This is a genomic window from Alitabrizicola rongguiensis (assembly GCF_021491355.1).
GTDB lineage: Bacteria > Pseudomonadota > Alphaproteobacteria > Rhodobacterales > Rhodobacteraceae > Aliitabrizicola > Aliitabrizicola rongguiensis.
Map to the genome: position 1 here is coordinate 149791 of NZ_JAKENF010000002.1, position 23712 is coordinate 173502.

General features: G+C 65.4%; 19 protein-coding genes and 1 riboswitch. Of the genes, 6 read left to right on the forward strand and 13 right to left on the reverse strand.

The genetic code is table 11. The annotated features are described in order from the left end of the window. The first annotated feature begins 11 nt into the window (after positions 1-11). Positions 12-509, forward strand: a complete 498-nt coding sequence (locus L0V05_RS06745; protein WP_234869353.1) for a GFA family protein — start codon at positions 12-14, stop codon at positions 507-509. A 288-nt stretch (positions 510-797) separates the two neighbouring features. Further along, the gene (gene opgC / locus L0V05_RS06750; RefSeq protein ID WP_234869354.1) at positions 798-1973 is read left to right on the forward strand and encodes an OpgC domain-containing protein; all 1176 of its coding nucleotides are present in this window, start codon (positions 798-800) and stop codon (positions 1971-1973) included. 13 nt (positions 1974-1986) lie between these two features. Here the strand turns inward: opgC and glmM are convergent, their stop codons facing one another. From glmM to L0V05_RS06800, 10 genes are all read right to left on the reverse strand, one after another. Then, positions 1987-3330 carry a phosphoglucosamine mutase gene (gene glmM, locus L0V05_RS06755; protein ID WP_234869355.1) on the reverse strand — a complete coding sequence of 448 codons (1344 nt, stop codon included), beginning with the start codon at positions 3328-3330 and terminating at the stop codon, positions 1987-1989. Continuing rightward, on the reverse strand, positions 3327-4340 hold the full coding sequence (gene folP / locus L0V05_RS06760; protein ID WP_234869356.1) for a dihydropteroate synthase: 1014 nt from the start codon (positions 4338-4340) through the stop codon (positions 3327-3329). The genes glmM and folP overlap by 4 nt, the downstream gene beginning before the upstream one ends. A gap of 44 nt (positions 4341-4384) precedes the next feature. After that, positions 4385-5293: a dihydroneopterin aldolase gene (locus tag L0V05_RS06765; RefSeq protein ID WP_234869357.1), complete on the reverse strand. Its 909-nt coding sequence runs from the start codon at positions 5291-5293 to the stop codon at positions 4385-4387. Between the two features lie 115 nt (positions 5294-5408). Beyond that, positions 5409-6086: a cell wall hydrolase gene (locus L0V05_RS06770; RefSeq protein ID WP_234869358.1), complete on the reverse strand. Its 678-nt coding sequence runs from the start codon at positions 6084-6086 to the stop codon at positions 5409-5411. Between the two features lie 219 nt (positions 6087-6305). Beyond that, positions 6306-8858: a putative PEP-binding protein gene (locus tag L0V05_RS06775; protein ID WP_234869359.1), complete on the reverse strand. Its 2553-nt coding sequence runs from the start codon at positions 8856-8858 to the stop codon at positions 6306-6308. Between the two features lie 204 nt (positions 8859-9062). Beyond that, positions 9063-11168 carry a glycine--tRNA ligase subunit beta gene (glyS, locus tag L0V05_RS06780; protein WP_234869360.1) on the reverse strand — a complete coding sequence of 702 codons (2106 nt, stop codon included), beginning with the start codon at positions 11166-11168 and terminating at the stop codon, positions 9063-9065. 29 nt (positions 11169-11197) lie between these two features. Then, a complete protein-coding gene (locus tag L0V05_RS06785; RefSeq protein ID WP_234869361.1) occupies positions 11198-11908 on the reverse strand; it encodes a class I SAM-dependent methyltransferase in 711 nt (236 codons plus the stop codon). Between the two features lie 72 nt (positions 11909-11980). Then, on the reverse strand, positions 11981-13192 hold the full coding sequence (gene gltS / locus L0V05_RS06790) for a sodium/glutamate symporter (protein ID WP_234869362.1): 1212 nt from the start codon (positions 13190-13192) through the stop codon (positions 11981-11983). Next, positions 13189-13710 carry a DUF6446 family protein gene (locus L0V05_RS06795; RefSeq protein ID WP_234869363.1) on the reverse strand — a complete coding sequence of 174 codons (522 nt, stop codon included), beginning with the start codon at positions 13708-13710 and terminating at the stop codon, positions 13189-13191. Before L0V05_RS06795 ends, gltS begins: the two co-directional genes overlap by 4 nt. Then, positions 13707-14645, reverse strand: coding sequence for a glycine--tRNA ligase subunit alpha (locus tag L0V05_RS06800; protein ID WP_234869364.1), 939 nt, complete (start codon positions 14643-14645; stop codon positions 13707-13709). Before L0V05_RS06800 ends, L0V05_RS06795 begins: the two co-directional genes overlap by 4 nt. A gap of 155 nt (positions 14646-14800) precedes the next feature. On the opposite strand from L0V05_RS06800, the gene L0V05_RS06805 reads away from it, so the two are divergent. The 3 genes from L0V05_RS06805 to fabF all read left to right on the forward strand — a co-directional run bounded on the left by L0V05_RS06805 (position 14801) and on the right by fabF (position 18386). Further along, on the forward strand, positions 14801-16573 hold the full coding sequence (locus L0V05_RS06805) for a serine protease (RefSeq protein WP_234869365.1): 1773 nt from the start codon (positions 14801-14803) through the stop codon (positions 16571-16573). 50 nt (positions 16574-16623) lie between these two features. Further along, positions 16624-17043, forward strand: a complete 420-nt coding sequence (locus L0V05_RS06810; RefSeq protein WP_234869366.1) for a MarR family winged helix-turn-helix transcriptional regulator — start codon at positions 16624-16626, stop codon at positions 17041-17043. 74 nt (positions 17044-17117) lie between these two features. Beyond that, entirely contained in the window at positions 17118-18386 is a 1269-nt protein-coding gene (fabF, locus tag L0V05_RS06815; RefSeq protein ID WP_234869367.1) for a beta-ketoacyl-ACP synthase II, read from the forward strand. A gap of 79 nt (positions 18387-18465) precedes the next feature. Here the strand turns inward: fabF and L0V05_RS06820 are convergent, their stop codons facing one another. The 3 genes from L0V05_RS06820 to metZ all read right to left on the reverse strand — a co-directional run bounded on the left by L0V05_RS06820 (position 18466) and on the right by metZ (position 22378). Continuing rightward, positions 18466-19938, reverse strand: a complete 1473-nt coding sequence (locus tag L0V05_RS06820; protein WP_234869368.1) for a TrkH family potassium uptake protein — start codon at positions 19936-19938, stop codon at positions 18466-18468. Positions 19939-19966: 28 nt separating this feature from the next. After that, positions 19967-21058 carry a GTP cyclohydrolase FolE2 gene (gene folE2 / locus L0V05_RS06825; protein ID WP_234869369.1) on the reverse strand — a complete coding sequence of 364 codons (1092 nt, stop codon included), beginning with the start codon at positions 21056-21058 and terminating at the stop codon, positions 19967-19969. A 138-nt stretch (positions 21059-21196) separates the two neighbouring features. Next, positions 21197-22378, reverse strand: coding sequence for an O-succinylhomoserine sulfhydrylase (metZ, locus tag L0V05_RS06830; RefSeq protein WP_234869370.1), 1182 nt, complete (start codon positions 22376-22378; stop codon positions 21197-21199). Between the two features lie 77 nt (positions 22379-22455). Continuing rightward, positions 22456-22533: riboswitch (SAM riboswitch) on the reverse strand. A 171-nt stretch (positions 22534-22704) separates the two neighbouring features. On the opposite strand from metZ, the gene L0V05_RS06835 reads away from it, so the two are divergent. Continuing rightward, on the forward strand, positions 22705-23616 hold the full coding sequence (locus tag L0V05_RS06835) for a DUF726 domain-containing protein (protein WP_234869371.1): 912 nt from the start codon (positions 22705-22707) through the stop codon (positions 23614-23616). Positions 23617-23712 lie beyond the last annotated feature (96 nt).

Sequence of the window (23712 nt, forward strand, 5' to 3'; positions counted from 1 at the left end):
GGAGGGCCGTGATGGAAAGCGAAACTTGGACCGGCGGATGCCAATGCGGCGCGGTGCGCTATGCACTGCTGGAAAAACCGGAAAACGCCTGCATCTGCCACTGCCGCATGTGCCAGAAGCAGTTCGGCAGCTTCTTCGGCGCCTTTGCCGATGTTCACCCCGACAATTTCCGGATCACTCGCGGCGCGCCGGGCTGGTTCCAAAGCTCGGACGAGGCCATGCGCGGTTTCTGCCGGGATTGCGGCACTCCGCTGTTCTACAGCTTCATGACAGGCCATCGCATCGGCGTTTCGATCGGTTCGCTCGATCGCCATTCAGAGGTGAGGCCGCAGGCCCAATTCGGGATTGAGGCGCGCGAGCCCTGGTTTTCCGATCTGCCGTTCCTGCCCGAGACGGTCACAGGCGAGGGAGACAACGGTGTTGGCGACACGCCCGAGCGTTTCGAGAAGATCCGCCTCTCCAGCCGCCAGCATCCCGATCACGACACCGCCGAATGGCCTACCCGTTGAGCGCATCCTTCCCCATTGCATCCCGGAACGAAGTGCTCGTTGCGCCATGATGCCGTGGATCACCAAGAACACGATGGTCGACAAGGCCCGAAACTGATCCCGCCACATCGAGGCAGAAGGGCCGGGGCAATCGCTCCAGCCCTGCGTATTTCGTGGGCACCCGGCTGCAAGTCACGGCAAACGGCGGCTGATGGCTGCGCAATTGCGGGCCGAGCCCCTGCCATTTCATTCCCGCGTCACGAGAGCGTGATACCCTTCTGACACTGGCGAGTTGAGGGGGTAGTGGTGATGCGCATTTCAATCATCGACGGATTTCGCGGTTTTTTCCTCATCTTCATGATGGTGGTCCATGCCAACGAATTCCTGAAGACCACCATCGGGAAACTGAACCACCACTATTTCGGCTGGGTGGAGGATGCGCAGGGCTTCGTCTTTCTGTCGGGGCTCGTTGTCGGCCTCGTCTATGGCGGCATCCTGATCCGCAAGGGCCAACCTGCGATGGAAAAGGCCATCTGGCGGCGGATGAAAACCATCTACCTGCATCAGGCCGGTTTGATTCTCATCCTCGCGATTGCCGCAATGGCAGCCACCGCCCTGGGTCTGAAACTTGGCTATCTCGCCCCCTACGCAAACGCCCCGGCCGCATTCACGCTTGCCTCACTCGGGCTGGTGACTGGCTCGGCACATATGGGCATCCTGCCCATGTATATCCTGTTTCTGCTGTTCACCCCCTTCGTGTTGAGCTGGCTGCGGCTCGGCTACCTGCCGGCGATCGTGACGGGCAGTCTCTGTCTGTGGCTCTTCGCACAGACGGGACTCAGCGACACGGCCGTCGACAACGTCGAGTCCACGCTCAACGACTATGGCTACCGGCTCCATCTCGGCATCTTCTTCAACGTCGCGGGTTGGCAACTGATCTTCTTCGCCGGGCTCTGCACCGGTTACCTGAGGGCGGCGGGTGAACTCGATCTAGGTTGGCTGCACCGGCCCGGTGTGGCGCGGGCCTTCGCGGTTGCGGCCTGCGCGATTCTTCTTCTTGGCCTCTATGACCGTATTGTCTTCGACTTCTGGATCTCGCACAGCTACTCAGACCACGTGCTTGACATGACGGACCGAGGCAATCTCAGCACGATCTATGCCGTCGCCTTCTTCCTCGACCTGTTCGCGATCGTCTGGCTGCTGGTCGCGGGTCCGCAATCGTCGCTGCCGGGAATTGCACTCGGGGCAAGGGTCATGACGACGATCTTCACCTGGAAGCCGTTGGTCTTCCTCGGCCAGCATTCATTGCACGTCTTCTCGGCACATATCCTGTGCGTCTATGCGCTGGAGCTTTACTTCCTGAACGCCGAGCCGGGGCGCCTCGCCGCGAACATCGCAATCCTGCTGTCGCCATTGCCGCTGTTCGCCGCAGCCTGGGGGCATGCAAGGCTGCAGGCCGCAGGCGGAAAGCCGGTGGCCGCCTGAACCAAGCGCCGCTTCAGACCGCCGCCTTCACCGCCTCGACGATCTCATCAACGACCGAGATCAGCGTGGTTTCATCCTCGCATTCGGCCATCACCCGGATCAGCGGCTCGGTGCCCGACTTGCGGATCAGCAGTCGGCCGCGACCGTTCAGGCGCGCCTCGGCTCCGGCGATCACCGCCTGGACGGACGGTGCCTTCAGCGGCTCGGCCCCCGCCCCGTAGCGGACGTTCTTCAAGAGCTGCGGCACCGTCTCGAAGTTGCGGACCAACTCGCTGGCCTTGCGCCCGGTCCGCGCCATCTCGGCAAGGAATTGCAGCGCCGCGATCAGGCCATCGCCGGTCGTGGCGAAATCGGTCATCACGATATGGCCCGACTGTTCGCCACCAAGGTTGTAGCCGCCCTTGCGCATCGCCTCGACGACGTAGCGATCACCGACCGGCGCGCGCTCCAGCCGCAACCCGCGACCCGCCAGAAACCGCTCAAGCCCGAGGTTCGACATCACCGAGGCGACCAGCGCCCCGTGGTTCAGCCGCCCCTCCTCGGCCCACCGCGCCGCGAACAGCGCCATGATCTGGTCGCCGTCGGCCACCTGCCCGGCCTCGTCGATCAGGATCACCCGGTCGGCATCGCCATCGAGGCAGATGCCCACGTCAGCGCCATGCGCGACAACCGCCTCGGCCGCCGTGTCGGGATGGGTCGAGCCGCATTTGAGGTTGATGTTGGTGCCGTTCGGGCTGACGCCGACCGGAACCACATCGGCCCCGAGTTCCCACAGCACCTCGGGCGCGGTGCGGTAGGCAGCGCCATTGGCGCAGTCGATCACCACCTTCAGCCCGTCAAGCCGCAAACCCGCCGGAAAGGTGGTCTTGGCGTATTCCTGGTAGCGACCGCGCGCGTCCTCGATGCGCTTGGCCCGTCCGATCTCGGCCGCAGGAACCAGTTCGATGTCCGAGGCGACCATCGCCTCGATCTCCATCTCTGCCTCGTCGGACAGCTTGAAGCCGTCGGGGCCGAAGAACTTGATGCCGTTGTCCTCGTGCGGGTTGTGGCTGGCCGAAATCATCACGCCCAGATCGGCGCGCATCGACCGCGTCAGGAAGCCCACGGCGGGGGTCGGAACCGGACCAAGGAGCAGGACGCTCATGCCGGTCGAGGTCAGCCCGGCGGTCAGCGCGTTTTCCAGCATATAGCCGGACAGGCGCGTGTCCTTGCCGATCACCACCCGATGCGCCCCCTGTCCGTCACGGCGGAAGTAGCGGCCTGCGGCGGCGCCGAGCTTCAATGCCATCTCGGCAGTCATCGGATGGATGTTCGCGGTGCCCCGAACTCCGTCGGTGCCGAAAAGCCTGCGGCTCATGCCGTGCCTCCCGAATAGATTGCCTGCCAGAGCGCCAGCGCCTGGCGCGTCTCGCCCACGTCATGCACGCGCAGCACCTGGATACCCTGCGCCAGCCCCGCCAGCGCCACCGCGAGCGACCCCGGCACCCGCCGGTCCGCCTGCGCCTCGCCCCCGATCGAACCGATGAAGCGCTTGCGCGAAGCCCCGAGCAGCACCGGGCAGCCCAGCCCGTGGAACAGCGACAGGTTGCGCAGAAGCGTCAGGTTGTGCTCGGCGGTCTTGCCGAAGCCGATGCCGGGATCGACCATGATCTTCGTGCGCGGGATGCCGGCGGCCTCGGCCTCCATCACCTTTTCGGACAGGAAATCATAGACATCCAGCAGCACGTCGTCATAGGTCGGGTCGTCCTGCATCGTCTGCGGCGTGCCCTTGGCATGCATCAGGATCACCGGTACCCTTGCCTTTGCCACAACACCGACCAGCGCCGGATCGAAAGTGAAGGCCGAAACATCGTTGACGATCGCCGCGCCGGCGGCCAGCGCCGCCGCTGCCACCGCCCCCTTGCGCGTGTCAATCGAGATGGGCGCGCGCAGCCCACCTTCGATCAGCGCCTCGATCACCGGAGCGGTGCGAAGGATCTCGTCTTCCTCGGGAACTTCCGCCGCACCGGGGCGCGTGCTTTCTCCACCGATGTCGATGATGTCGGCACCCGCCCCAGCCATGGTGCGGGCCTGCATCTGCGCGGCTTCGGGCGCAAGGAAAAGGCCCCCATCGGAAAAGCTGTCGGGCGTCACATTCAGGATGCCCATGAGCCGTGGCCGATCCATCTTCAACCCGGCGAAATCGGGCCTGGGATCGGTCAGTCGGGCCCTCGCCTCGCGCGGGATGTCGCGGGCCGGGACCAACTGCGAGGCGCGCCCACGCTCCAGCACCTCGACGCGGTCGAACCAGCACCAGCCGCCGGCAAGATAGAACCCGCCATCGGGGCGGGCAGGATCGGTCATCGGGATCGGACGAAAATAGGTCATGGCAAGTCTGTGCCTCGGCCTGACCCGCTTGGCAAGCGTCGCGCTCAGGCCTGCTCGACCGGCACGCGGCTTCCTGCCGGAACTGTTGCAGTCCCGTGAAGGACCAGCCGCTCTGCTGCCAGCGTCTCGGCCAGCCACAGGGCCAGCGCCACCGGTTCGCGCGATTGCGGCCCATCGACCGCATCGAGCACCAGTTTCGACGGCGCCCAGACGATCATCCGGCCATGCTTCATCGCCCAGTCGATCTCGGTCCGGGTGGCAACAACGACGCAGCGCGGGTCGCGGGCAGCCAGCACCCAGGCATTCTGTTCGATCGCCAGAAGATCGATACGGCGCTGCGTCGGGCGATGGCCGGTCTCCGGCCGCGGCAGATCGGGCAGACCGACCGTCAGGATCACCGGCTTGCCGGTCGCCTGCAGGCGGTCCAACCGCTCGGCCAGATCACCGGCCAGTATCCCCGGATTGTCGAAGAACACGACCACCGGATGCAGCGCCGTCTCCGCCCCTTCGGCATCGACAGAGCGGGTCGGCACTTCGGCGCGCGAGCGCACGATTTCAACCCCGAGGGCACCCGGTCCACGATCGAGCTTTTCGATGCGGACGAAAACACGCATAGCCTGAGGCTCGGCCAGAATGCGCTCGGCGATGCGTTCCGCAAGCGTTTCCAACAAGTTGAGCCGTTCAGAGGCGAGTTCGGCTGCGATCGACTCGGCGATCCGGTCATAAGACAGGATCCGATCAACGTCGTCCTCGATCGGCGCAGGATGCGGGCGAACCTCGACCACAACGTCGAAGCGGACACGCTGGCGGGTGCCGCGTTCCTGCTGAAAGGCGCCGATCTCCACCTCGACGACATGGTCACGCAGGCTGATCCGGTCGCGCGGATCTGCCCCCGCAGAGGCTTCGGCGCGCTCCTCGGGATGCGCGAAGGCAAGACTGATGTCGCTGGTCATGATCCGGTCCCCGCCGGCAATTCCGTCGCGCCGAAGCATAAACTGCCGGCGCGCTGGCCTTACCCCAAGGGCGGCACGGAAAGCAAGAAAGGCGACATGCCGTGTCGCCCGCTCGTCATTGCCTGACCGTCGCGCGGTAGAACCTGTGCGATCCAATCTCTGCCGTCTCGGCATAGCGGCGCGCCCAGCCCGGCCTCACGCCCGCGGCGTGGAAATGCGTGGCGCCATGCGTCAGCGCCCGAGGCATGCCGTCCAGCATCAGCCGGGCAATCTTGCCGGCTGTCTCGTAGGCTGCCTTCTCACGGATCGCGTCGGACCGCCCGTCGCAGACGAAGGAGAACTGGCAACCGCCCTGCCCGCCTTGTTTAACAACGCGACATATCGAATTGGGATACAAGGGAGAATCGACACGGTTCAGGATCACTTCCGCGATCGCGAACTGCCCGTTGATCGACTCGCCCCGGGCCTCGAAGTAGATCGCCTTCGCAAGGCATTCCCACTCCTTGTCGCCGGTCGCCGCGGGCAGTCCGGCAAGCCAGACTGCCGAGTATTCCGGCTCTGCCGGCTTCACGAGTGCCGGTGTTCCGGGTTCCGCCAGCCGCGCCATCGTCTCGAACGGCACAGGGAGCGAACCCGTCTGGTTGTAAAGGCCCTGCCCGAATGGGCCGGCGGGGCTTTGGCCGAAGGCGTCGGTCGGGTCGTTGATCTGACGGTCAGTCACATCGGCCCAAGCCGCGCCGTTCAGGACGAGCAGCCCGGCAAGGCCGCCAATCCAATGCTTTCGCACGCGCATTTTGCTTTGTTCCCGGTTGTACTTCCTGGCAGCGCCTGACCCGGGTTTCCCCCACCCGCAGGCAACAGCAGCGGGACTTACGCGATCACTCCGGTCGCGTAAACCCACCGTTGCCGAAATACAACAATTGAATCAGTTACTTGCGCCAAGTTCCGCCGAACTCGCTTTAGGATTGCAGAGTTTGCGCGCGGAAAGCCGCCCACTTGACGCAGGGAAACCTCAGGCTTGAGGCAATCTGTTGCGATCCTGCAACGCAAGATGGGCCGCCGCCAGACGAGCCATCGGAACCCGGAAGGGCGAGCACGAGACATAGTCGAAGCCGGCGCGCCGACAGAAGGCTATTGATTCGGGGTCGCCTCCGTGTTCGCCGCAGATCGACAGAGTCAAGTCGGTCCGCGTTCTTCTACCCCTTTGCGCACCGATCAGAAGCAATTCGCCCACGCCTTCGACATCCAGCCTGTGGAATGGATCTTCGGCGAAAACTCCCTGCTGGACGTAGGTGTTCATGAACCGGCCGGCATCATCACGCGACAGGCCATAGGTCATTTGTGTCAGGTCGTTGGTGCCAAAGGACAGGAAGGCCGCATGCTGGGCTATCTCGCCTGCGCGGAGTGCGGCACGCGGGGTTTCGACCATCACGCCAAGCTTGTAGGCGAAATCGGTGCCGGTTCGGGCACGGACCGCGGCGGCCACGGCATCGACACGCGCCTTCACCAGTTCGACCTCGCGCTTGGCCGAAACCAGCGGGATCATGATCTCGGGCACCACGGCTGCGCCGCGCTTGCCGACCTCGACCGTTGCTTCGAAGATCGCCTGCGCCTGCATGTCATAGATCTCGGGCAGGACGACACCCAGGCGCACCCCCCGCATCCCGAGCATGGGGTTGACCTCGGACAGCGCATCGGCCCGCCGCGTGACCTCCGACAGCGGGCGGTCCAGCGCCTCGGCCAGTTCGCGCAGGCCCTCCCGGGTGTGGGGCAGGAACTCGTGCAGCGGCGGGTCGAAAAGCCGGATGCATACGGGCAGCCCCTGCATGATGTCGAAAAGCTGGATGAAATCCTCGCGCTGCATCGGCAGAAGGCGGGCCAGCGCCGCCGCGCGGTCCTTCGCCGTATCGGCGAAGATCATCTCGCGCATCACGACCAGCCGGTCATCCTCGAAGAACATGTGCTCGGTCCGGCACAACCCGATCCCTTGTGCCTGGAATGCGCGCGCGGTCTCGGCATCGGCGGGTGTGTCGGCATTTGCGCGCACGCCGATGTCGCGGAATTCGTCGGCCCAGGCGAGAAGCGTGCGGAAACTGTCGTCGAGCGCGGGCGGCAACATTTCGGCCTGCCCGGCAAGAGCCTCACCCTTGGTCCCGTCGATGGTGACGATGTCGCCCTCGCGGAAGATCCGGCCATCCGGGGCGGTCAGCTTCTTGTCCTTGCTGTCGAGCCGCAGGTCAGACGCCCCCACGACGCAGGGCAGACCGATCCCCCGGGCGATCACGGCGGCGTGGCTGGTCATGCCCCCGCGCTCGGTCAGGACGGCAGCGGCGGAATGCATGCCGCGGATGTCCTCGGGCGCGGTTTCACGGCGGACAAGAATGCACGGCTCGCCCCGCGCGGCGCTGGCCTGTGCGGCGTCGGCGGAAAACACCAATCGCCCCGTCGCGGCGCCCGGCGAGGCGGCGATCCCACGCACGAAGACATCCCGCTCCCCCCGCGGATCGACCTGCGGGTGAAGAAGCTCGGAGAGCGCCCGGGGTTCGACCCGCAACACCGCCTCTTCCTCGGTGATGATCCCGTCCTCGGCCAGCGCCACGGCGATATGAAGCCCCGCGCGGCTGCTGCGGGCGACCTTCACCGCGTCGAGCACGGCCAGCTGGCCATTGTCGATGGTGAACTCGATCTGCATTTCCTCGCGCAGGCGCTGGCGGCAGATGGCGCCATACCGGATCAACTCGGCGAAAAGGTCAGGCGCAATATCCTCGAGCGACGCGCCGCGCTTGTCCTTGGTCAGGTAGATCGCCCCCTGCTGGCGCAGCGCGTCGCGACCCTGGCTCTGGCCAAGGTAGCGGCCGGTGATCTGAGGCGTACCCGTGACAGGATCAACGAACTGGATCACGCCCGAGCCGGAGATGCCCTGCCCGATGCCCTGCGCCATCTCTTGCACGACCAGTCCCAGGCCGCCGTCTTCGGGCGCCCCCTTGGCCATGCGCAGAAGCCGCGCCGAGGTGCCCTCCCAGGCCCGCGCCATCGAGCGCAGCGCCTCGGCCAGTTGCCGGGCCGGGTCCTCGGGGAAGGGTTCGTCCATCTCGGAGTCGTAGACCTTCAGCGCGGCGGCAATGGCGACCTCGGATGGCTTGGCGCTATCGAACATGTCGGGATCGAGACGCGCGACATGGGTGGCGAAAGACTGGATGAACCGCAGGTAGAGCGCATCAGCCGCTGCCTGACCGTGACTTTGCACGAGCAGGGCGTGGCGCGCCGCGTTCATTCCGATGTTCAGAACCGTAGCCGGGCCGCCCCAATCGGGGTTCTCCGGGCTTGGGCGTACCGAGATCAGAGGGTCGGGACCGAAGAGACGCAGGATGCCGGCGCCATCGACAGGCACGCCAGCGGCAATGGCCCGCACGGCGGAGGCTGACAGGGCCACCGATTTCGGCACAGGCAGGTCAAGGCGGACCAGCCGCTGCAGGCATTTCGCACGCCAGCCATGCGTGACCGTGGCGATGCGCGCCACCGGCGTGATCTCGCTGAAATCGAGGATGGGGTCGTGTTTCTGCACTGCGGCGCTCCTGTTCAGGCGCAGCATACGCCTGTTGGGGCGTCACGCAAGCGGGACGGTCAGAGCGGGGGCTGTCTGCCCCCGCACCCCCGAGGATATTTGGAAACAGAAGAAGGACAATGGCCGCGCCCCCTCCGGCCCGATCCTTGCGGCTCGGGCGTTCGGCGCCGAGGACCGTCCACTGGACGATCCTCCGGGCGCGCCTCACCCCTCGATCTTGGTCAGGTCGGCGACTTGGGCGCAGGTGGCGCGGATGCGGTGCAGCAGGTTCAGGCGGTTGCGGCGGATCACTGGATTGTCGCTGTTGATCTGCACGGCGGTGAAGAAGGCGTCGATGGGGGCGCGAAGCGCGGCCATGGCCGACATCGCGGCGGTGAAATCCTCGGCCTTCATCGCCGGGACGATGGCGGCTTCGGCGCGGTCGAGGGCGGCGAAGAGCGCTTTTTCCTCCGGGCCTTCGGCGAATTTCTCATCAGCGCCGAAGGAGTATTCGACGCCGTCCTTTTCCTCGGCCTGGGTCAGGATGTTGTTCGCCCGTTTGAAGCCCTGGATCAGGTTCGCGCCATCCTCGGTCTTGAGCGCGGCCGACAGCGCCTCGGCGCGCTTGACGAGCAGCGTCAGGTCGTCATTGCCGGGCATGGCGAGGACGGCATCAATGATATCATGGCGGATGCCTTGGTCGCGGAGAAAGACCTTCAGGCGGTCGTGGAAGAAGGTGAGGAGTTCATTGACGTCTGCCCCAGACGGTCCGGAAGCCGTCTCGTGTATACCATGAAGATCGCGCGCCTTCCCGATCGGAGCATTTGTACCGATAAGGCCCGTCCGAACTCCACTTCCGAGCAGCAACCGGATCACCCCAAGTGCCGCCCTTCTCAGCGCAAACGGGTCTTTCGACCCCGTCGGCTTCTCATCAATCGCCCAAAACCCCGTCAGCGTGTCGATCTTGTCGGCCAGCGCCACGGCGACCGAGACCGGCTCTGTCGGTACGTCATCAGACGGCCCGAGCGGCGAGTAGTGGGCCTTGCAGGCGGCGGCGACCGCCTCGGGAAGGCCGGCGGCGCGGGCGTAATAGCCGCCCATGGTGCCCTGCAGTTCGGGGAATTCGCCGACCATCGCCGATTGCAGGTCGGCCTTGGCCACGCGGGCGGCCTCGGCGGCGAGGTCGGGCGGGGCGCCGACCAGCGGCGCGATCTCGCGCGCCAGCGCCTCGATGCGGGCGATGCGGTCGGCCTGGCTGCCGAGCTTGTTGTGGAAGGTGACGTTGGCAAGGCCGGCGGCCATGCCTTCCATCCCCACGGTCTTGACCGTGCGCAGGTCGTTCTCCCAGAAGAACTTGGCGTCCGACAGGCGGGCCGACAGCACCTTGAGGTTGCCCTTCAGCACGGTCTCGCCGTGGTCGGCGGTCTCGCGGTTGGCCACCGTGACGAATTTCTCGATGCGCCCCGTGCGCGGGTTCTTCACCGAGAAGAACTTCTGATGCTCCTTCATCGAGGTCTGCAGCACCTCGGGCGGCAGGTCGAGGAAGCGTTCGGGGATCGCGCCCATCAGCATCACCGGCCATTCGACCAGACCCGCGACCTCAGCCAGCAGGCCCTTGTCCTCGGCCACTTCCAGCCCCTGCGCGAAGGCCGCGGTGGTGGCGTCATGCCAGATCCGCGCCTCGCGCTCGGCACTGTCGAGGACGACATGGGCCTTGAGGAGCTTCGCGCGGCAGTCGTCGAAGGACGACACGGCGAAGCGGCCCTTGGACATGAAGCGGTGGCCCTCGGTGGTGTTGCCGGCAGCGATCCCGTCGACGGTCAGCGGCACGATCTCCGCGCCTGTTTCGTCGGTCAGAAGGCAGAGGATCGAATGGAGCGGGCGCACCCACCGGAGCGAGCCCGCCCCCCACCGCATCGATTTGGGCCAGGGGAAACTGCGGATGACCTGCTCCACCACCTCGGCCACGATCTCGGGCGCGGCGCGGCCGGGCTTCTCGATCACGGCGAACCAGACCTGGCCCTTCTTCTCGTCGCGCAGTTCCAGCTGGTCGCGGGTCAGCCCGGTCGAGCGCAGGAACCCCTCGAGCGCTGCGTCGGGTGCGTCGGAGCGGGGACCTTTCCGTTCCTCTTTCAGCGCGGGCGACTGGGCCGACAGCCCCTCGACCGACAGGACGAGCCGCCGCGGGGTCGAGAAGGCGCCCGCCGAGGCATAGGTCAGACCGGCCTCGACCAGACCATTCGTCACGAGCGATTTCAGGTCCTCGCGCGCCTTGGCCTGCATGCGTGCAGGGATTTCCTCGGAGAAAAGCTCAAGCAGAAGATCGGGCATTGGTCCACCGGAAGTCGTTCGGCGGTGTCCTAGCCGTTCTTGCGGAAGACCACAACGCGTGCCCGATAGTCGGGATTGGATTTGCGCGCATCGATGACCGGAAGAAACCCGCCTTGGGCCAAGAAATTCGCGGCCAGCATCTCTTGCAGCCGCTCGAAGCTTACACCGAACGGGTCCAGCGCATTCGAGGCATCGGGCATCTGGCCGCGGGTGTGGTCCAGCAGAAGAACACCGCCCGGCCGCAGCTGGCCGATCCAGGCCGAAAAGGCCCGGACGGGATCGAAGGCGTGGTCCCAGGAATTCGAATAGACGAAATCGGCGCGGCCGACCCAGTTGTCGCGCGTCTCATGGAAGTCCCATTGCACCGTGTTGGGAAACTGGTCGGCGGTGTCCGAGATCTCGGTGCCGATCACCTCGGGCGCGCCGGCAAGATGTTTCGTGAACCAGGCCTGCTCGGCCCCTCGGCGCGTGCCGTGGCACAGACCGAAGGTCGTTGCGCCAAGCGTCTGGTTAAGGAATTTCGCCAGCAGCTCTATATGGGATTCCTTGACGAACTGCCGTTTGAGCTTGGCCTTGTTGCCCTTGGTCTGGACGGCGCGGTAGGTTTCGTAATCGGGATACCTGTACAGCGCGAAATCGTCCCCGCGTTCCATCTCGCCACCCGCGATAGCCTCGGCGGCGGCAACCGTGCGCTTGAACACGCCGGGTTGCGCGGCCTTGTCGCTTTTCTTGCCCATCATGCACCTGCTCTTTTTTTCACTGTCATAGCAGCGCAGGCGCCGGCTAGGCAAAGCAATAGAAGGTTAAGGCGACTAGAGGGCCAGAAACAGCTGCATCACCGCCGCATTGGCCAGGTCGACGAAGAAGGCCGACACGAGGGGCAGGATGACGAAGGCCAAAGGCGCGGGGCCATAGCGCTTGGTCACGGCGTTCATGTTGGCAATGGCTGTCGGCGTCGCCCCTAGGCCAAAGCCAAGGAACCCGGCCGAAAGAACCGCCGCCAGGTATTGCCGCCCCATCAGGCGGAACAGCAGGAACAGCACGAAGGCCACAGCGATCACCGTCTGCAGCGCGATCGACACCGCCATCAACAGTCCAAGCCCCTTCAGTGTCCAGAGCTGCATCGCCATCAGCGACATGGCGAGGAAGGCGCCAAGCGCAAAATCGGTCACCAGCGCCAGCGCCGGGGTGCCCGCCACGCGGGGCAAACGCGGCAGGAGGCGCGGCATGAGATTGGCATAGGCAATCGCCACCAGCATGCAGGGCACGAAACTGGGCAGCTTGACGCCGGTCAGCTTGATCACGTCGGCTAGGGCCAGGCCGATGATCATCACCACATGCAGGGTCATCATCGCCCGCATCAGGTCGGTCGGCGTCAGGACCGTCCGGGCCACGTTCTCGAACTCGATGCCGATGGCGGTCGCCGGATCGGTTGCAGCCGGATGCAGCTTGTTCCGCTCGATCAGGAAATGTGCGACCGGCCCGCCGAGCAGCGCCGCAACGATCAGCCCAAGCGTCGCGCTGGCGACACCAAGCTCTAGTGCGCCGGCAAAGCCGGTCTCTTCGGCGATGGCGGGCGCCCAGGCAATCGTGGTGCCGTGGCCACCGATCAAGCTGGCCGAGCCGAGCAGAACCCCAAGCTGGGGGGGCAGGCCGAAGGCAAGCGCGGTGGCCAGACCCGCAAGGTTCTGCATGAAGATCAGCCCGACCGTCAGCCCGAGCAAGAGCAAGAGCGGCCTGCCCCCGGCGGCCAGATCGCCAAGCCGGGCATTCAGGCCGATGCCAGAGAAGAACAGGATCAAGAGGTAGTCCCGCACGGTCAGGTCGAATTCCACCGACCGGCCGAAGGCGAGGTAGAAGGCAAGCGTCACCAGCGCGGCAAGGATGCCGCCGGTTACCGGCTCGGGAATGTTGAAATCGCGCAGGAACCGGACACGTTGGGTGATCTGCACCCCGACAAGGTAGACGAGGAAGCCAAGCGTCGCGGTCTCGAAAGCAGGCACCGTGACGGGCGTTCCGGTCATTGGCTCTGCTCCTGCTCAGAGGGACTCAGCTGGTGCCAGGCATAGGCGCGCCCGTCAGGGAAGACTGCCACGACCCGGTCGACCCCCGAAGGGCGGACCGCGCCGGTCTGCGGATCGGCCTTCGACTCGACATCGGGGATCGACAGGAATGCCAGCGCCTCGCCACGTTCCAGCGCCGCGCCGATGGCCTTCGCGTCGAAGCAGTCGAACCACGAAGGCGCGTTCAGTGGCTCCGGATGGTCGTACAGCCGGTAGGTTTCGGTCAGCGTCGCCTGAGACAGCGGCGTGGTGAAGCAGGCCCGGAACCGCAGCGGCGACGAACTCGCGTCGATCCCCTGCAGGTTCGCCACCACGATCGCCTCGGGTGTGTTGCCTTCGATCGGCATGAGCGTGATTTCCTGCCCCGGAACGAAGACCGCCGGCGCGTAATAGGCGTAGACCTGCAGCCACCACATGGCGATTCCGGCTGCCAATCCTGTCAGCACAATGCCCCCCGCCACAAGCTTCCCGGCGCTCACGCCGCCTCCACAGGATTGCCGCCGCCCGCTTCGGTCTGCACGAAGGCATCGGCGCATTTCTTGGCCAGCGCCCGGACACGGCCGATATAGGCTTGCCGCTCGGTCACCGAGATCACGCCGCGCGCATCGAGCAGGTTGAAGAGATGGCTGGCCTTGATGCACTGATCATAGGCTGGATGCGCCATGATGATGGCGCGACCCGCCTTGTCACGCACCGGAGCGGCAAGGATGCGCTCGCACTCGGTTTCGGCGTCGCGGAAATGCTGGAACAGCATCTCGGTATCGGCCTGGTCGAAGTTCCAGCGCGAATATTCCTGCTCTGTCTGGCGGAAGATGTCGCCATAGGTCAGCGGGATCGGCGATTGCGGGTCGTTGAAGGGCATGTCCATCACATGGTCGATGCCGAGCACGTACATCGCCAGACGCTCGAGCCCGTAGGTCAGCTCGCCCGATACTGGCTTGCAGTCGTGTCCGCCGACCTGCTGGAAATAGGTGAACTGGCTGACTTCCATCCCGTCGCACCAGACTTCCCATCCCAGACCCCAGGCGCCGAGCGTCGGGCTTTCCCAGTCGTCCTCGACGAAGCGGATGTCATGCAGGTCCATGTCGATGCCGATGGCTTCGAGGCTACCGAGATACAGGGCCTGCAGGTCAGGCGGCGAGGGTTTGATCAGGACCTGATACTGGTAGTAGTGCTGAAGGCGGTTCGGGTTCTCGCCATATCGCCCGTCGGTCGGACGGCGCGAGGGCTGGACATAGGCAGCAGCCCAGGGTTTCGAGCCGAGCGAACGGAGCGTGGTGCCTGGGTGGAAGGTGCCAGCGCCCACCTCCATGTCATAGGGCTGAAGCACGGCGCAGCCTTGGGCGGCCCAATAGGCCTGAAGCCGCATCAGGATTTCCTGAAAGCTCTTGGGCGTGCGGGGGCTGCCGGTCATCGCGGGTCTCCTGAGGGAAAGCGCCCCCTCCATAGGCAAGGCGTGTCACAGGGTCAATGTGACGACCATGATCTGTCGCGGATTTGACGTGCATCCGCCGGGCGCTCTGCTAGATACGCCTCGATTTGACAAGCACGACGCACGGCGAGGTTGGCGTGAGACTAAAGGCAATTGCGGTTCGTTTGGCCCTTCTGTTCACCCTGTTGATCGGAACCCCCGCCTTGGCGCAACAGGTCTGGATCCAGATCGAAGCGCAACCGACTGTCGAGGAAGGCAGCCTGCGCGCCCGCGCCTATGCCGGGGCCTTCCCCGATGTCTCGGGCTATGCGCTGCCCTCGGGCTGGTTTGCGATCCTGCTCGGCCCCTACGAGGCGGCCGAGGCTGACGGCAAGCTGCGCGAACTCAAGCGCGAGCGGCTGATCCCCGGAGACAGCTTCATCAATGACGGCCGGAAGTTCCGCAAGCAGTTCTGGCCCGCCGCCGGAGAGACCGCTCCGCCTGTCCTGACCCAACCCGATCCGGCGATCCAGACAGATCCGGCCCCGACGCAGGATACGGACGTGATCCCGGTCGATCCGGCGCCGCAACCGGTCGCCGAGGACGAGACGCCGGAACAGGCGAAAGCCTCGGAAGCTGCTCTCACGATGGAAGAACGCAAGGAATTGCAGGCGGCGCTCGGCTGGTTCGGCCATTACGACGCGGCAATCGACGGCGCGTTTGGCTCGGGCACGCGTGCGGCGATGGAAGCCTGGCAGCAGGCCAATGCGGCTGAGGTGACGGGAATTCTGACCTCGGCACAGCGCAACACCCTGCTCACCGCCTATCGCGGCGCGATGGCGAAGCTCGGACTGACCCCGGTCAGCGAGCCGGAAGCGGGTATCGACATCATCCTGCCGCTCGCCATGGTGGAATTCGACGGCTATGCGCCCCCCTTCGTGCAATACCGCGAAAAGAACGGCAGCGGCGTCCGCGCCCTTCTCATCAGCGAACCCGGCGATCTGACCACGCTTTATGGTCTCTACGACATGATGCAGTCGCTGGAGATCGTGCCGCTCGACGGGCCGCGCGAGCGCAACGAGCGGGGCTTCGAAATCTCCGGCAAGAACGCCGAGATCGAAAGTTTCACGCATGTCGAACTGGCCGGCGGACTTGTGAAGGGCTTCACGCTGGTCTGGCCGGTCGCAAAATCGGAAGACATTGCCCCGGCGCTTGCAGCGATGAAATCGAGCTTCCGCGCGGTGGGCGACCGTGCGCTCGACCCCGGCCTTGCGCCAATGAGCGATGCACAGAAGCAGGGCATGGTCGCGGGTCTTGATCTGCGCCGCCCCGACTATTCGCGTTCCGGCTTCTTCATCGACGGGGCGGGCCATGTCCTGACCACGACCGATGCCCTGCAATCCTGCAGCCGGGTCACCATCGACGGCGGCACCGAGATGGAGGTTGCCCTGAACGATGCGGCAAGCGGATTTGCTGTGCTGGCCCCGAAGGGAAAGCTTTCCCCGCGCGCCTTCGGCCGCTTCCAGTCGATGTCGGAACGAGTGGGCGCGCAGGTCGCGCTGGCAAGCTACCCCTACGAGGACGCCCTGCCCGCCCCAACGCTGACCTTCGGCACGGTCGAGGCCCAGACGGGTCTGAACGGTGAACCGGGCCTCAAGCGGCTGGCCCTCGCCACGCGGGTGGGCGATGCCGGCGGGCCGGTTCTGGATGGCACCGGCGCCGTGGTCGGAATGCTGCTTCCGCGCGAGACTGACGCCAAGCAGGTGCTTCCCGCCGAGGTGGCCTTTGCGGCCACCGCCGCCGCGATAGAGGACCGGCTGAAGGCCGCAGGGATCGAGCTGACTGCCTCGACCGCCGTCGGCGCGCTGCCGCCCGAGGATCTGACCAAACAGGCGCTGGCGATGACGGTGCTGGTCTCCTGCTGGAAATGACCGGCGGAGGGGCGCTTGACCGCCCTTCCCCTGCCCCGCATCATCGCACCATGACGATGCCCGAGGATCTGTCCCGCTGCCTGGTGCTGAACACCGTTGCTGCCGCACGCACACTGCTGCGCCGCTATGACGCCAAGCTCAAGCCCTATGGCGTCACGGTGCAGCAGTTCTCGCTTCTCGCCGCGATCCGCTTCAATCCGGGCGATCCGGTGACAAACCTGGCGCCGAAGATCGCGCTGGACCGCACAAGCCTGTCGCGGAACCTCGACCGGATCGAAGAGCGCGGCCTGGTGACGCGGATCGCCAATACCGGCAATTCCCGGATCTGCGCATTGACCCCGGCGGGGGATGCCCTGCTCGACAGTCTGCTCGGGGAATGGCAGTTGGCGCAGGCCGAGCTTCTGGACGGGATCGGCGAGACCGAGGCCAACATCTACCTTCGCCTCGCCCGTCGCTTTTCCAGAGACTGAGGATCGCCACCAGCCGCTCTTGCGCAGACCTAGCTTGATGTATATGCACAGTGCAAATACACATAGAGGTAGCCATGCAGGACCCGATCGTAGTCACCGGCCTTGGGGCCGTCACCCCGCTGGCAGCCGGAGTGGAGCCAAGCTGGAGGCGGCTTCTTGCCGGCGAAAGCGGCATCACCCGCAATACCCGCTTTGATGCCACCGGCTGGAAATGCCAGATCGCCGGGCTCGTTCCTTCGCGGTTGGACCGGACGGACGGTTTCGACCCGGAGGCGGCGATGTCCGCGCAAGAGCTGCGCAGGACCGATCTGTTCATCCACTATGCCATGGCCGCAGCCAGCGAGGCGCTGGACCAGGCCGGCTGGCATCCCGGAGATGGCACGCAGGGCCGGCGGACCGCGACAGTGATCGGAACCGGGGTCGGCGGGGTTCCCGCCATCACGGCGGCCGCCGAGACTATCAACGGCGAGGGTGTTCGCCGTCTGTCGCCCTTTGTCGTGCCGTCCTTCCTTCCCAATCTGGCGACCGGCCAGATTTCGATCCGCAACGGGTTCTTCGGCCCTTCGGGCGCGCCCGTCACTGCCTGCGCGGCCTCAGCCCAGGCGATCGGCGATGCGATGCGCCTTATTCGCTCCGGCGAGGCCGACATCGCCCTCTGCGGCGGAACCGAGGCCTGCGTCGACCCGGTGGCCATCGGCGGCTTCACCGCGGCGCGCGCCCTTGCCTTCGGCTTCAACGACGATCCCCGGCGCGCGTCCCGCCCCTTCGACGCCGCGCATGAGGGCTTCGTGCTGTCCGAAGGCGCGGCCATGCTGGTAATCGAACGCCTCAGCCATGCCGAGGCGCGGGGGGCCTGCCCGCTTGCCGTCGTGGCAGGCTATGGCACGACCACCGATGCGCATCATGTCACCGCCGGCTGGGCCGATGGCCGCGAGGCGGCACGGGCGATGGAGATGGCGCTAGCCATGGCTGGGATCGCCCCGGCCGAGGTCAGCTATGTCAATGCCCACGCGACTTCGACCCCGGTCGGCGACGCGGCTGAGCTTGCCGCACTGACGCGGGTTTTCGGCTTGGGGGGCGGAGGCGTGCCGGTCAGTTCAACCAAGTCGGCGACCGGCCACATGCTGGGTGCAGCCGGCGCCATCGAGGCGGTGTTTTCGGTTCTGGCCCTGCGCGACCAGATACTGCCGGCTGGACTGAACATCGAGACGCCGATGGAGGGGGCGGGGGATTTCGACCTGCTGGCCGGCGGGCCGCGGCGCACAACTGTCCGTCATGTGCTGTCGAACGCCTTCGGCTTCGGCGGTGTCAACGCGGCGCTGGTGTTCCGCCGCATGGACTGAGGCCCAGGTCCTTCGCACAGATGTAACCGCCGCGGCGGTGTCGAACCGACCCTGCCGCCGTCAAGGCGCGACAGAGGTCTCAGCGCATCCAGAAGCGGGGCAAGACCACGACGAAAATCGCCAGCAGTGCGAGCCGCCCCATAAGCATCGTGACAATCAGCAGCGCCTTGGCGGTATCGGGGAAATCGACGAAAGTGCCGGTCCGTGCCACCAGCGGGCCATAGCCGTAGCCGATATTGCCGATCGAAGTCCAAACGGCCATCAGCGCCGACTCGGTATCGACGCCCATCAATGTCACGGCGACGCTCATCACGCCGATGGTCAGGATATAGGCGCAGACATACATGACGATGCCGTTCATCGTCTCGTCATCCACCGTCCGCCCGTCATACTTGACCGGGATGATCTGGCTGGGCGAGGCGATCAGACGCAACTGCGCCTTGATCGCTGATAGCGAGACCTGCACGCGGAACACGGTCAGCGCCCCGGAACTGGACGACGAGCAGCCGCCGATCAGCCCCAGGGCAAAGGCGACGACCAGCGAAAAGCTGCCCCAAGCCGCGAAAGAGCCCGAGAAGAAGCCGGTTCCGCTCATGATCGAGGTCAGGTTGAACAGCGCTTCGCGGAAGATGGGTTCCACCGATCCGCCATGAACGACGACCCGCCAGGCCGTCACGACAAGGACCGCCATCATAAGCCAGAGAAGATAGGCCCGTGCCTGCTTGTCGCGCCACATCGAGACCGGACTGCCGGTCGTCATCTGGACATAGCGGATGTAGGGAAGGCTGCCGAGCACCATGAACAGCGCGCCGGCATATTCCCCCGCCCCCTGATACTTGGAGAAGGAGATGTCGGTGGGCGAAAAGCCCCCCGTCGCGATCGAGGCCATCGCATTCACCGTCGCATCGAGCGGCGTCATCCCGATGGCGAGATAGGTCAGCGCGCAGGCCACAGTCAGCGCGAAATAGACCCAGAGCAGCGATTTCGCGATATCGGTGGCGCGCGGGGCGACCTTGCCGAATGTGTCGAAGCCCTCGGTACGGAAGAACTGCATGCCGCCCACGCGCATCACCGGCAGGAAGATCATGGCGATGAAGGCGATGCCGAGACCGCCGAGCCAGTTCAGCATTCCCCGCCACAGGTTCATGCCCGGCGGCATATTGTCGAGACCGACGAAAACGGTCGATCCCGTGGTGGTGATGCCCGAAACGGCCTCGAAATAGGCATCGATGAAGGGAGCCGACGGGGCACCCGCCATGAACGGGATCGAGCCAACCAAGGGCACGGTGATCCAGATCGCTGCGGTCAGGAGGAAGGCCTGACGGATCGTCATGGCCGGCCCAAGCGAGTTCCGTGTGGCGAGCGCCAGAAACAGCCCCCCTGCGATGGAAATCACCCCGCAGGTCAGAAAGGCGGTCTCATTCCCCGAGGCTGCCATCCAGTCGACCGTCGCAGGAATGAACATAAGAACGCCGAGAACGACGATCATTACCGCAAGGATATAGCCCACCGGGCGCAGGTCGATCATGGCAGAAGCCATGGACAGGCGCATGGCGCCTGTCAAGACGGGTCTGGAACTGTCAGCCGCCGTGGATCAGCGAGGCGAACAGCCGGGGATCGAGGCTTTCTGCAGCGAAGGTCTCGCCTTGGGTCAGCAGGCTGACCGCGTCATGGCTGTGCAGGCTTTCCTGATGGCTCGCCATCACGCGGAAATCGCCGATGCGCGGGTCACGCTCCAGCGCTTCGCAGAAGCTGCGGGCGGCATCCTCGACGAAGATCGGGTTGGCCGCGTTCAGCTCGGCAAAGGCCTGCTCGTCCTCGCGCTTGACCATGACCTGGGTCTCCGTCGGCACCCCCGAACGGGCGATCTCGATCAGGTCCTCGAACCACAGGCACTGCTTGCCCACCACCTCAACCGAGATGCGCGCAACCGACCGCTGCGAATGCGGCGTTGCAAGCTGCCCGCGCTCGCGCCGGGCATGTTCGGACAGCTCCAGCGAGCAGGGGCAGGTCGAGGAATACACATAGTCGAGGTGCATGATCTTCTTGCGCACCCCGGCGCGGTCGACCAGTTCCAGCGCGATGTCGTAATACTGCCAGCCGCTGAGCCCCGAGCGCAGGGACTTCACTTTCACCGGGAAAGAGAAGCGCATCTGGATCCGGGCATCGAAGCTTTCGAGGTCACGTTTGTAGTCGTCGAGCGCGTGCTCGATCACCTCGAAGCTGAAAGCGCGCTCGGCATGGGCATAGAAGGACCGCATGATACGGCTCATGTTGATGCCCTTCTTCTCGGCCTCGAGGCTGACCGTGCCGGTCACGCTGGTCTCAAGCAGAAGATCGCCGTTGTCCCGCGTCCGATAGCGGATCGGCAGGCGAAAATTCGAGATGCCGACATGCTGGATCTGCGTCCGCGCCCCCTTGATGAGGCTTGCCGGACCATTCTGCAGGTCAGGCAGCGTCGCCTTGTAGGCGTCGTCAACCTCGAAACCGACCGGATACTCCCGACTCAGTGCGGGATAGCCGTTGCCTGGGATAAGCATGGCAACCGAAGAATCCAGCGTCGCGATCTCGGAATCCGATGACCGGCCGGCCCACTGGCGCAGCAGAGCCAATGCGGCCTCAGCCTCTTCCCGGCTCGGCTTGCGCTCGGTGAATGGCGTCAGGATGTTCATGGCAGTGCCCCCTTCTCGGTCCCGTGGTGGCAAGGCTGCATTATGTGGGGTCCCACAAGCCTTCCGTCCACCCTTACCGAACGAATACGACCCGGAGGCGACATCGGATCACCGTCGCGCCTCCGGTATGGTCTTCAATCAGGCCCGGTCCAGGGCCTGCATGAGGTCGGCGATCAGGTCGTCGGCATCCTCGAGTCCGACCGAAAGCCGGATCAGACCGGGGGTGATCCCGAGCTTTTCCTTCTGGTCGGCAGGCAGCCGCTGGTGAGTCGTGGTGGCAGGATGGGTGGCGATCGTCTTGGCATCGCCGAGGTTGTTCGATATCTTGGCGATTTCGAGTGCATTCATGAAGCGGAACGCCGCCTCTTTTCCCGCCGCGATGTCGAAAGCTACAAGCGTGCCGCCTGAGCCCATCTGCCGTTCGGCCAGATCCGCCTGCGGATGGCTGGCAAGGCCCGGATAGATGACCTTCGAAAGTTTGGGGTGCCCTTCGAGCGCTGCCGCGATCTTCGCGGCGCCCTCGGCCATCGCCCGGCAGCGCAAGTCAAGCGTGACCATGCCGTTCAGCATGATCCAGGCGGTGAACGGGCTCATCGAGCCGCCGGTGTGCTTCATGTAGGGCTCGACGGTCTTGCGGATGAACTCGGTCGTGCCGCAGATCACCCCACCGAGCGCACGGCCCTGCCCGTCGATATGCTTGGTGGTCGAATAGACGATGACATCCGCCCCCTGCTCTACCGCACGGCTGAACACCGGCGTGGCAAAGACGTTGTCGACGATCACCAATGCGCCTTGGGCATGGGCGATCTCCGACACCGCAGCGATGTCGATGATCTCGAGGGTCGGGTTCGACATCGACTCGAAGAACACCGCTTTCGTCCCCGGCGTCACAGCCGCGCGCCACTGGTCGAGGTCGGTGCCGTCGACGAAGGTCACCTTCACGCCGTAGCGCACCAGCACCTCTTCAAGGATGTAAAGACACGAGCCGAAGAGCGCCCGGCTCGAGACCACATGGTCGCCCGCCCGCAGGAGCGAGGTCAGCGCGCCATTGACTGCCGCCATGCCGCTGGCGGTGGCGAAGGCATCTTCGGTGCCTTCGATCGCGGCGATCCGCTCCTCGAACATGCGGGTCGTGGGGTTGCCGTAGCGGGCGTAGATGAACTCGTCCTCGCCCGCCTTGATGAAGCGGGCCTCGGCCTGTTCGGCGCTGTCATAGGCAAACCCTTGCGTCAGGAAGATCGCTTCGGCCATCTCGCCATACTGGCTGCGGCGGCTGCCCTCGTGCACCAGCTTCGTGCGGCGGTTCCAATCCTTAGTCATCGTCATTCCCTTCCCGCGCCCATCCCAGTGCGCTGCGCAAGAAAAAACCCCCGGCCTGAAAGAGGCAACGGGGGTCGCGGGTCGCGTCCCTCACCTCTTTAGCGGCTTGTTTTACGTGGCCCGCAATCCGGTAACAAATCGCCACGCGGGTGGAATACGCTCCTGCCTGCCGCAGGTCAACGGCCCTTTGCACAGGGATCGCCGCTTGCAAGGCGGGCGAACCGTCATGCTGCTGCAACGCAGCAGTCACGCAGCTGTTGCAGCAATTGGGTACTGTTCAGAAGCAATCCACCAGATTTTGTCTAACCAACAGAACTCGGCGTCGCATGGCAGTCATCAAGGTAAATGCGGATAGCGAGGGACTTCACCTAGACGAGGCCGCCTTGCGCGCCGCGCTCGACAGGCTCGCGCCGCGCGCGCCCGTCGTCGCGATGGTACACGGCTTCCGCTTCCAGCCCGACCTGCCAGGCCAATGTCCGCATGAACATATCCTCGCGCTGCATCCCGAACATCCGGACCGCAAGGCGATCAGTTGGCCACGCCATCTGGGCTTCGGGCGTCCCGACGGCGGGCTGGGCCTGGCTTTCGGATGGCATTCGCGTGGGACGCTCTGGGCGGTCCATGCCCGGGCGCCGCAGGCAGGCCGCGCCCTGGCCGAGCTGGTCGCCCTTGTCCGCCGCATCGCGCCCGAGCGGCAGGTCGACGTGATAGGTCATTCGCTTGGCGCACGTGTTGCGCTTGCGGCGCTCCCACAGATCGAACCGGGTGCCGTCGGGCTGGCGATCCTGCTGTCGGCAGCCGAGTTCCGCGGACCGGCGGAAGCCGCAATGGCAACCGAGGCGGGACGCGCCGCACAAGTGCTGAACGTGACGACGCAGGCCAACCGGATGTTCGATTTCCTGCTGGAAGCCCTGCTGTCCGGGGGCACCCATGCCTCTGTTTCGTCCGGTTTGTCCAAGCCTCACCCCGGTTGGACGGACCTGCGCGCCGACGATCCGGCTGCCGTCGCCGCGCTTCGCAGCCTTGGCTTCCGCCTCGGCGGCACCCAGGCGCAGATCTGTCATTGGTCGCCCTTCCTCCGCCCCGGTCTGTTTCGGCTGTACCGTGCCCTGCTCGAGCGGCGCCTGCCCCTGCCCCTGTTGAGGACAGCTCTGACAGCAACACGGCTCGAAACCGGCTCACGCTTCCTGCCACCGGCGGGCGGGGCGGGGCTGTCCCTGCCCGGCGAGACGGCCTGACCCCGCGCGGCCCCGGGTGGAGAGCGGCGCCGGCACGTGGTGCTCCTGCCGCAAGTCCGGGCGGAGGCTGGGCCACGATTTTTCTGCGAAAAATCA

Coding starts and splice junctions, on each gene's coding strand:
- L0V05_RS06745 (WP_234869353.1), top strand. CDS start 12: ATGGAAAGCGAAACTTGGACCGGCGGATGCCAATGCGGCGCGGTGCGC.
- opgC (WP_234869354.1), top strand. CDS start 798: ATGCGCATTTCAATCATCGACGGATTTCGCGGTTTTTTCCTCATCTTC.
- glmM (WP_234869355.1), bottom strand. CDS start 3,330: ATGAGCCGCAGGCTTTTCGGCACCGACGGAGTTCGGGGCACCGCGAAC.
- folP (WP_234869356.1), bottom strand. CDS start 4,340: ATGACCTATTTTCGTCCGATCCCGATGACCGATCCTGCCCGCCCCGAT.
- L0V05_RS06765 (WP_234869357.1), bottom strand. CDS start 5,293: ATGACCAGCGACATCAGTCTTGCCTTCGCGCATCCCGAGGAGCGCGCC.
- L0V05_RS06770 (WP_234869358.1), bottom strand. CDS start 6,086: ATGCGCGTGCGAAAGCATTGGATTGGCGGCCTTGCCGGGCTGCTCGTC.
- glyS (WP_234869360.1), bottom strand. CDS start 11,168: ATGCCCGATCTTCTGCTTGAGCTTTTCTCCGAGGAAATCCCTGCACGC.
- L0V05_RS06785 (WP_234869361.1), bottom strand. CDS start 11,908: ATGATGGGCAAGAAAAGCGACAAGGCCGCGCAACCCGGCGTGTTCAAG.
- gltS (WP_234869362.1), bottom strand. CDS start 13,192: ATGACCGGAACGCCCGTCACGGTGCCTGCTTTCGAGACCGCGACGCTT.
- L0V05_RS06800 (WP_234869364.1), bottom strand. CDS start 14,645: ATGACCGGCAGCCCCCGCACGCCCAAGAGCTTTCAGGAAATCCTGATG.
- L0V05_RS06810 (WP_234869366.1), top strand. CDS start 16,624: ATGACGATGCCCGAGGATCTGTCCCGCTGCCTGGTGCTGAACACCGTT.
- fabF (WP_234869367.1), top strand. CDS start 17,118: ATGCAGGACCCGATCGTAGTCACCGGCCTTGGGGCCGTCACCCCGCTG.
- L0V05_RS06820 (WP_234869368.1), bottom strand. CDS start 19,938: ATGCGCCTGTCCATGGCTTCTGCCATGATCGACCTGCGCCCGGTGGGC.
- folE2 (WP_234869369.1), bottom strand. CDS start 21,058: ATGAACATCCTGACGCCATTCACCGAGCGCAAGCCGAGCCGGGAAGAG.
- metZ (WP_234869370.1), bottom strand. CDS start 22,378: ATGACTAAGGATTGGAACCGCCGCACGAAGCTGGTGCACGAGGGCAGC.
- L0V05_RS06835 (WP_234869371.1), top strand. CDS start 22,705: ATGGCAGTCATCAAGGTAAATGCGGATAGCGAGGGACTTCACCTAGAC.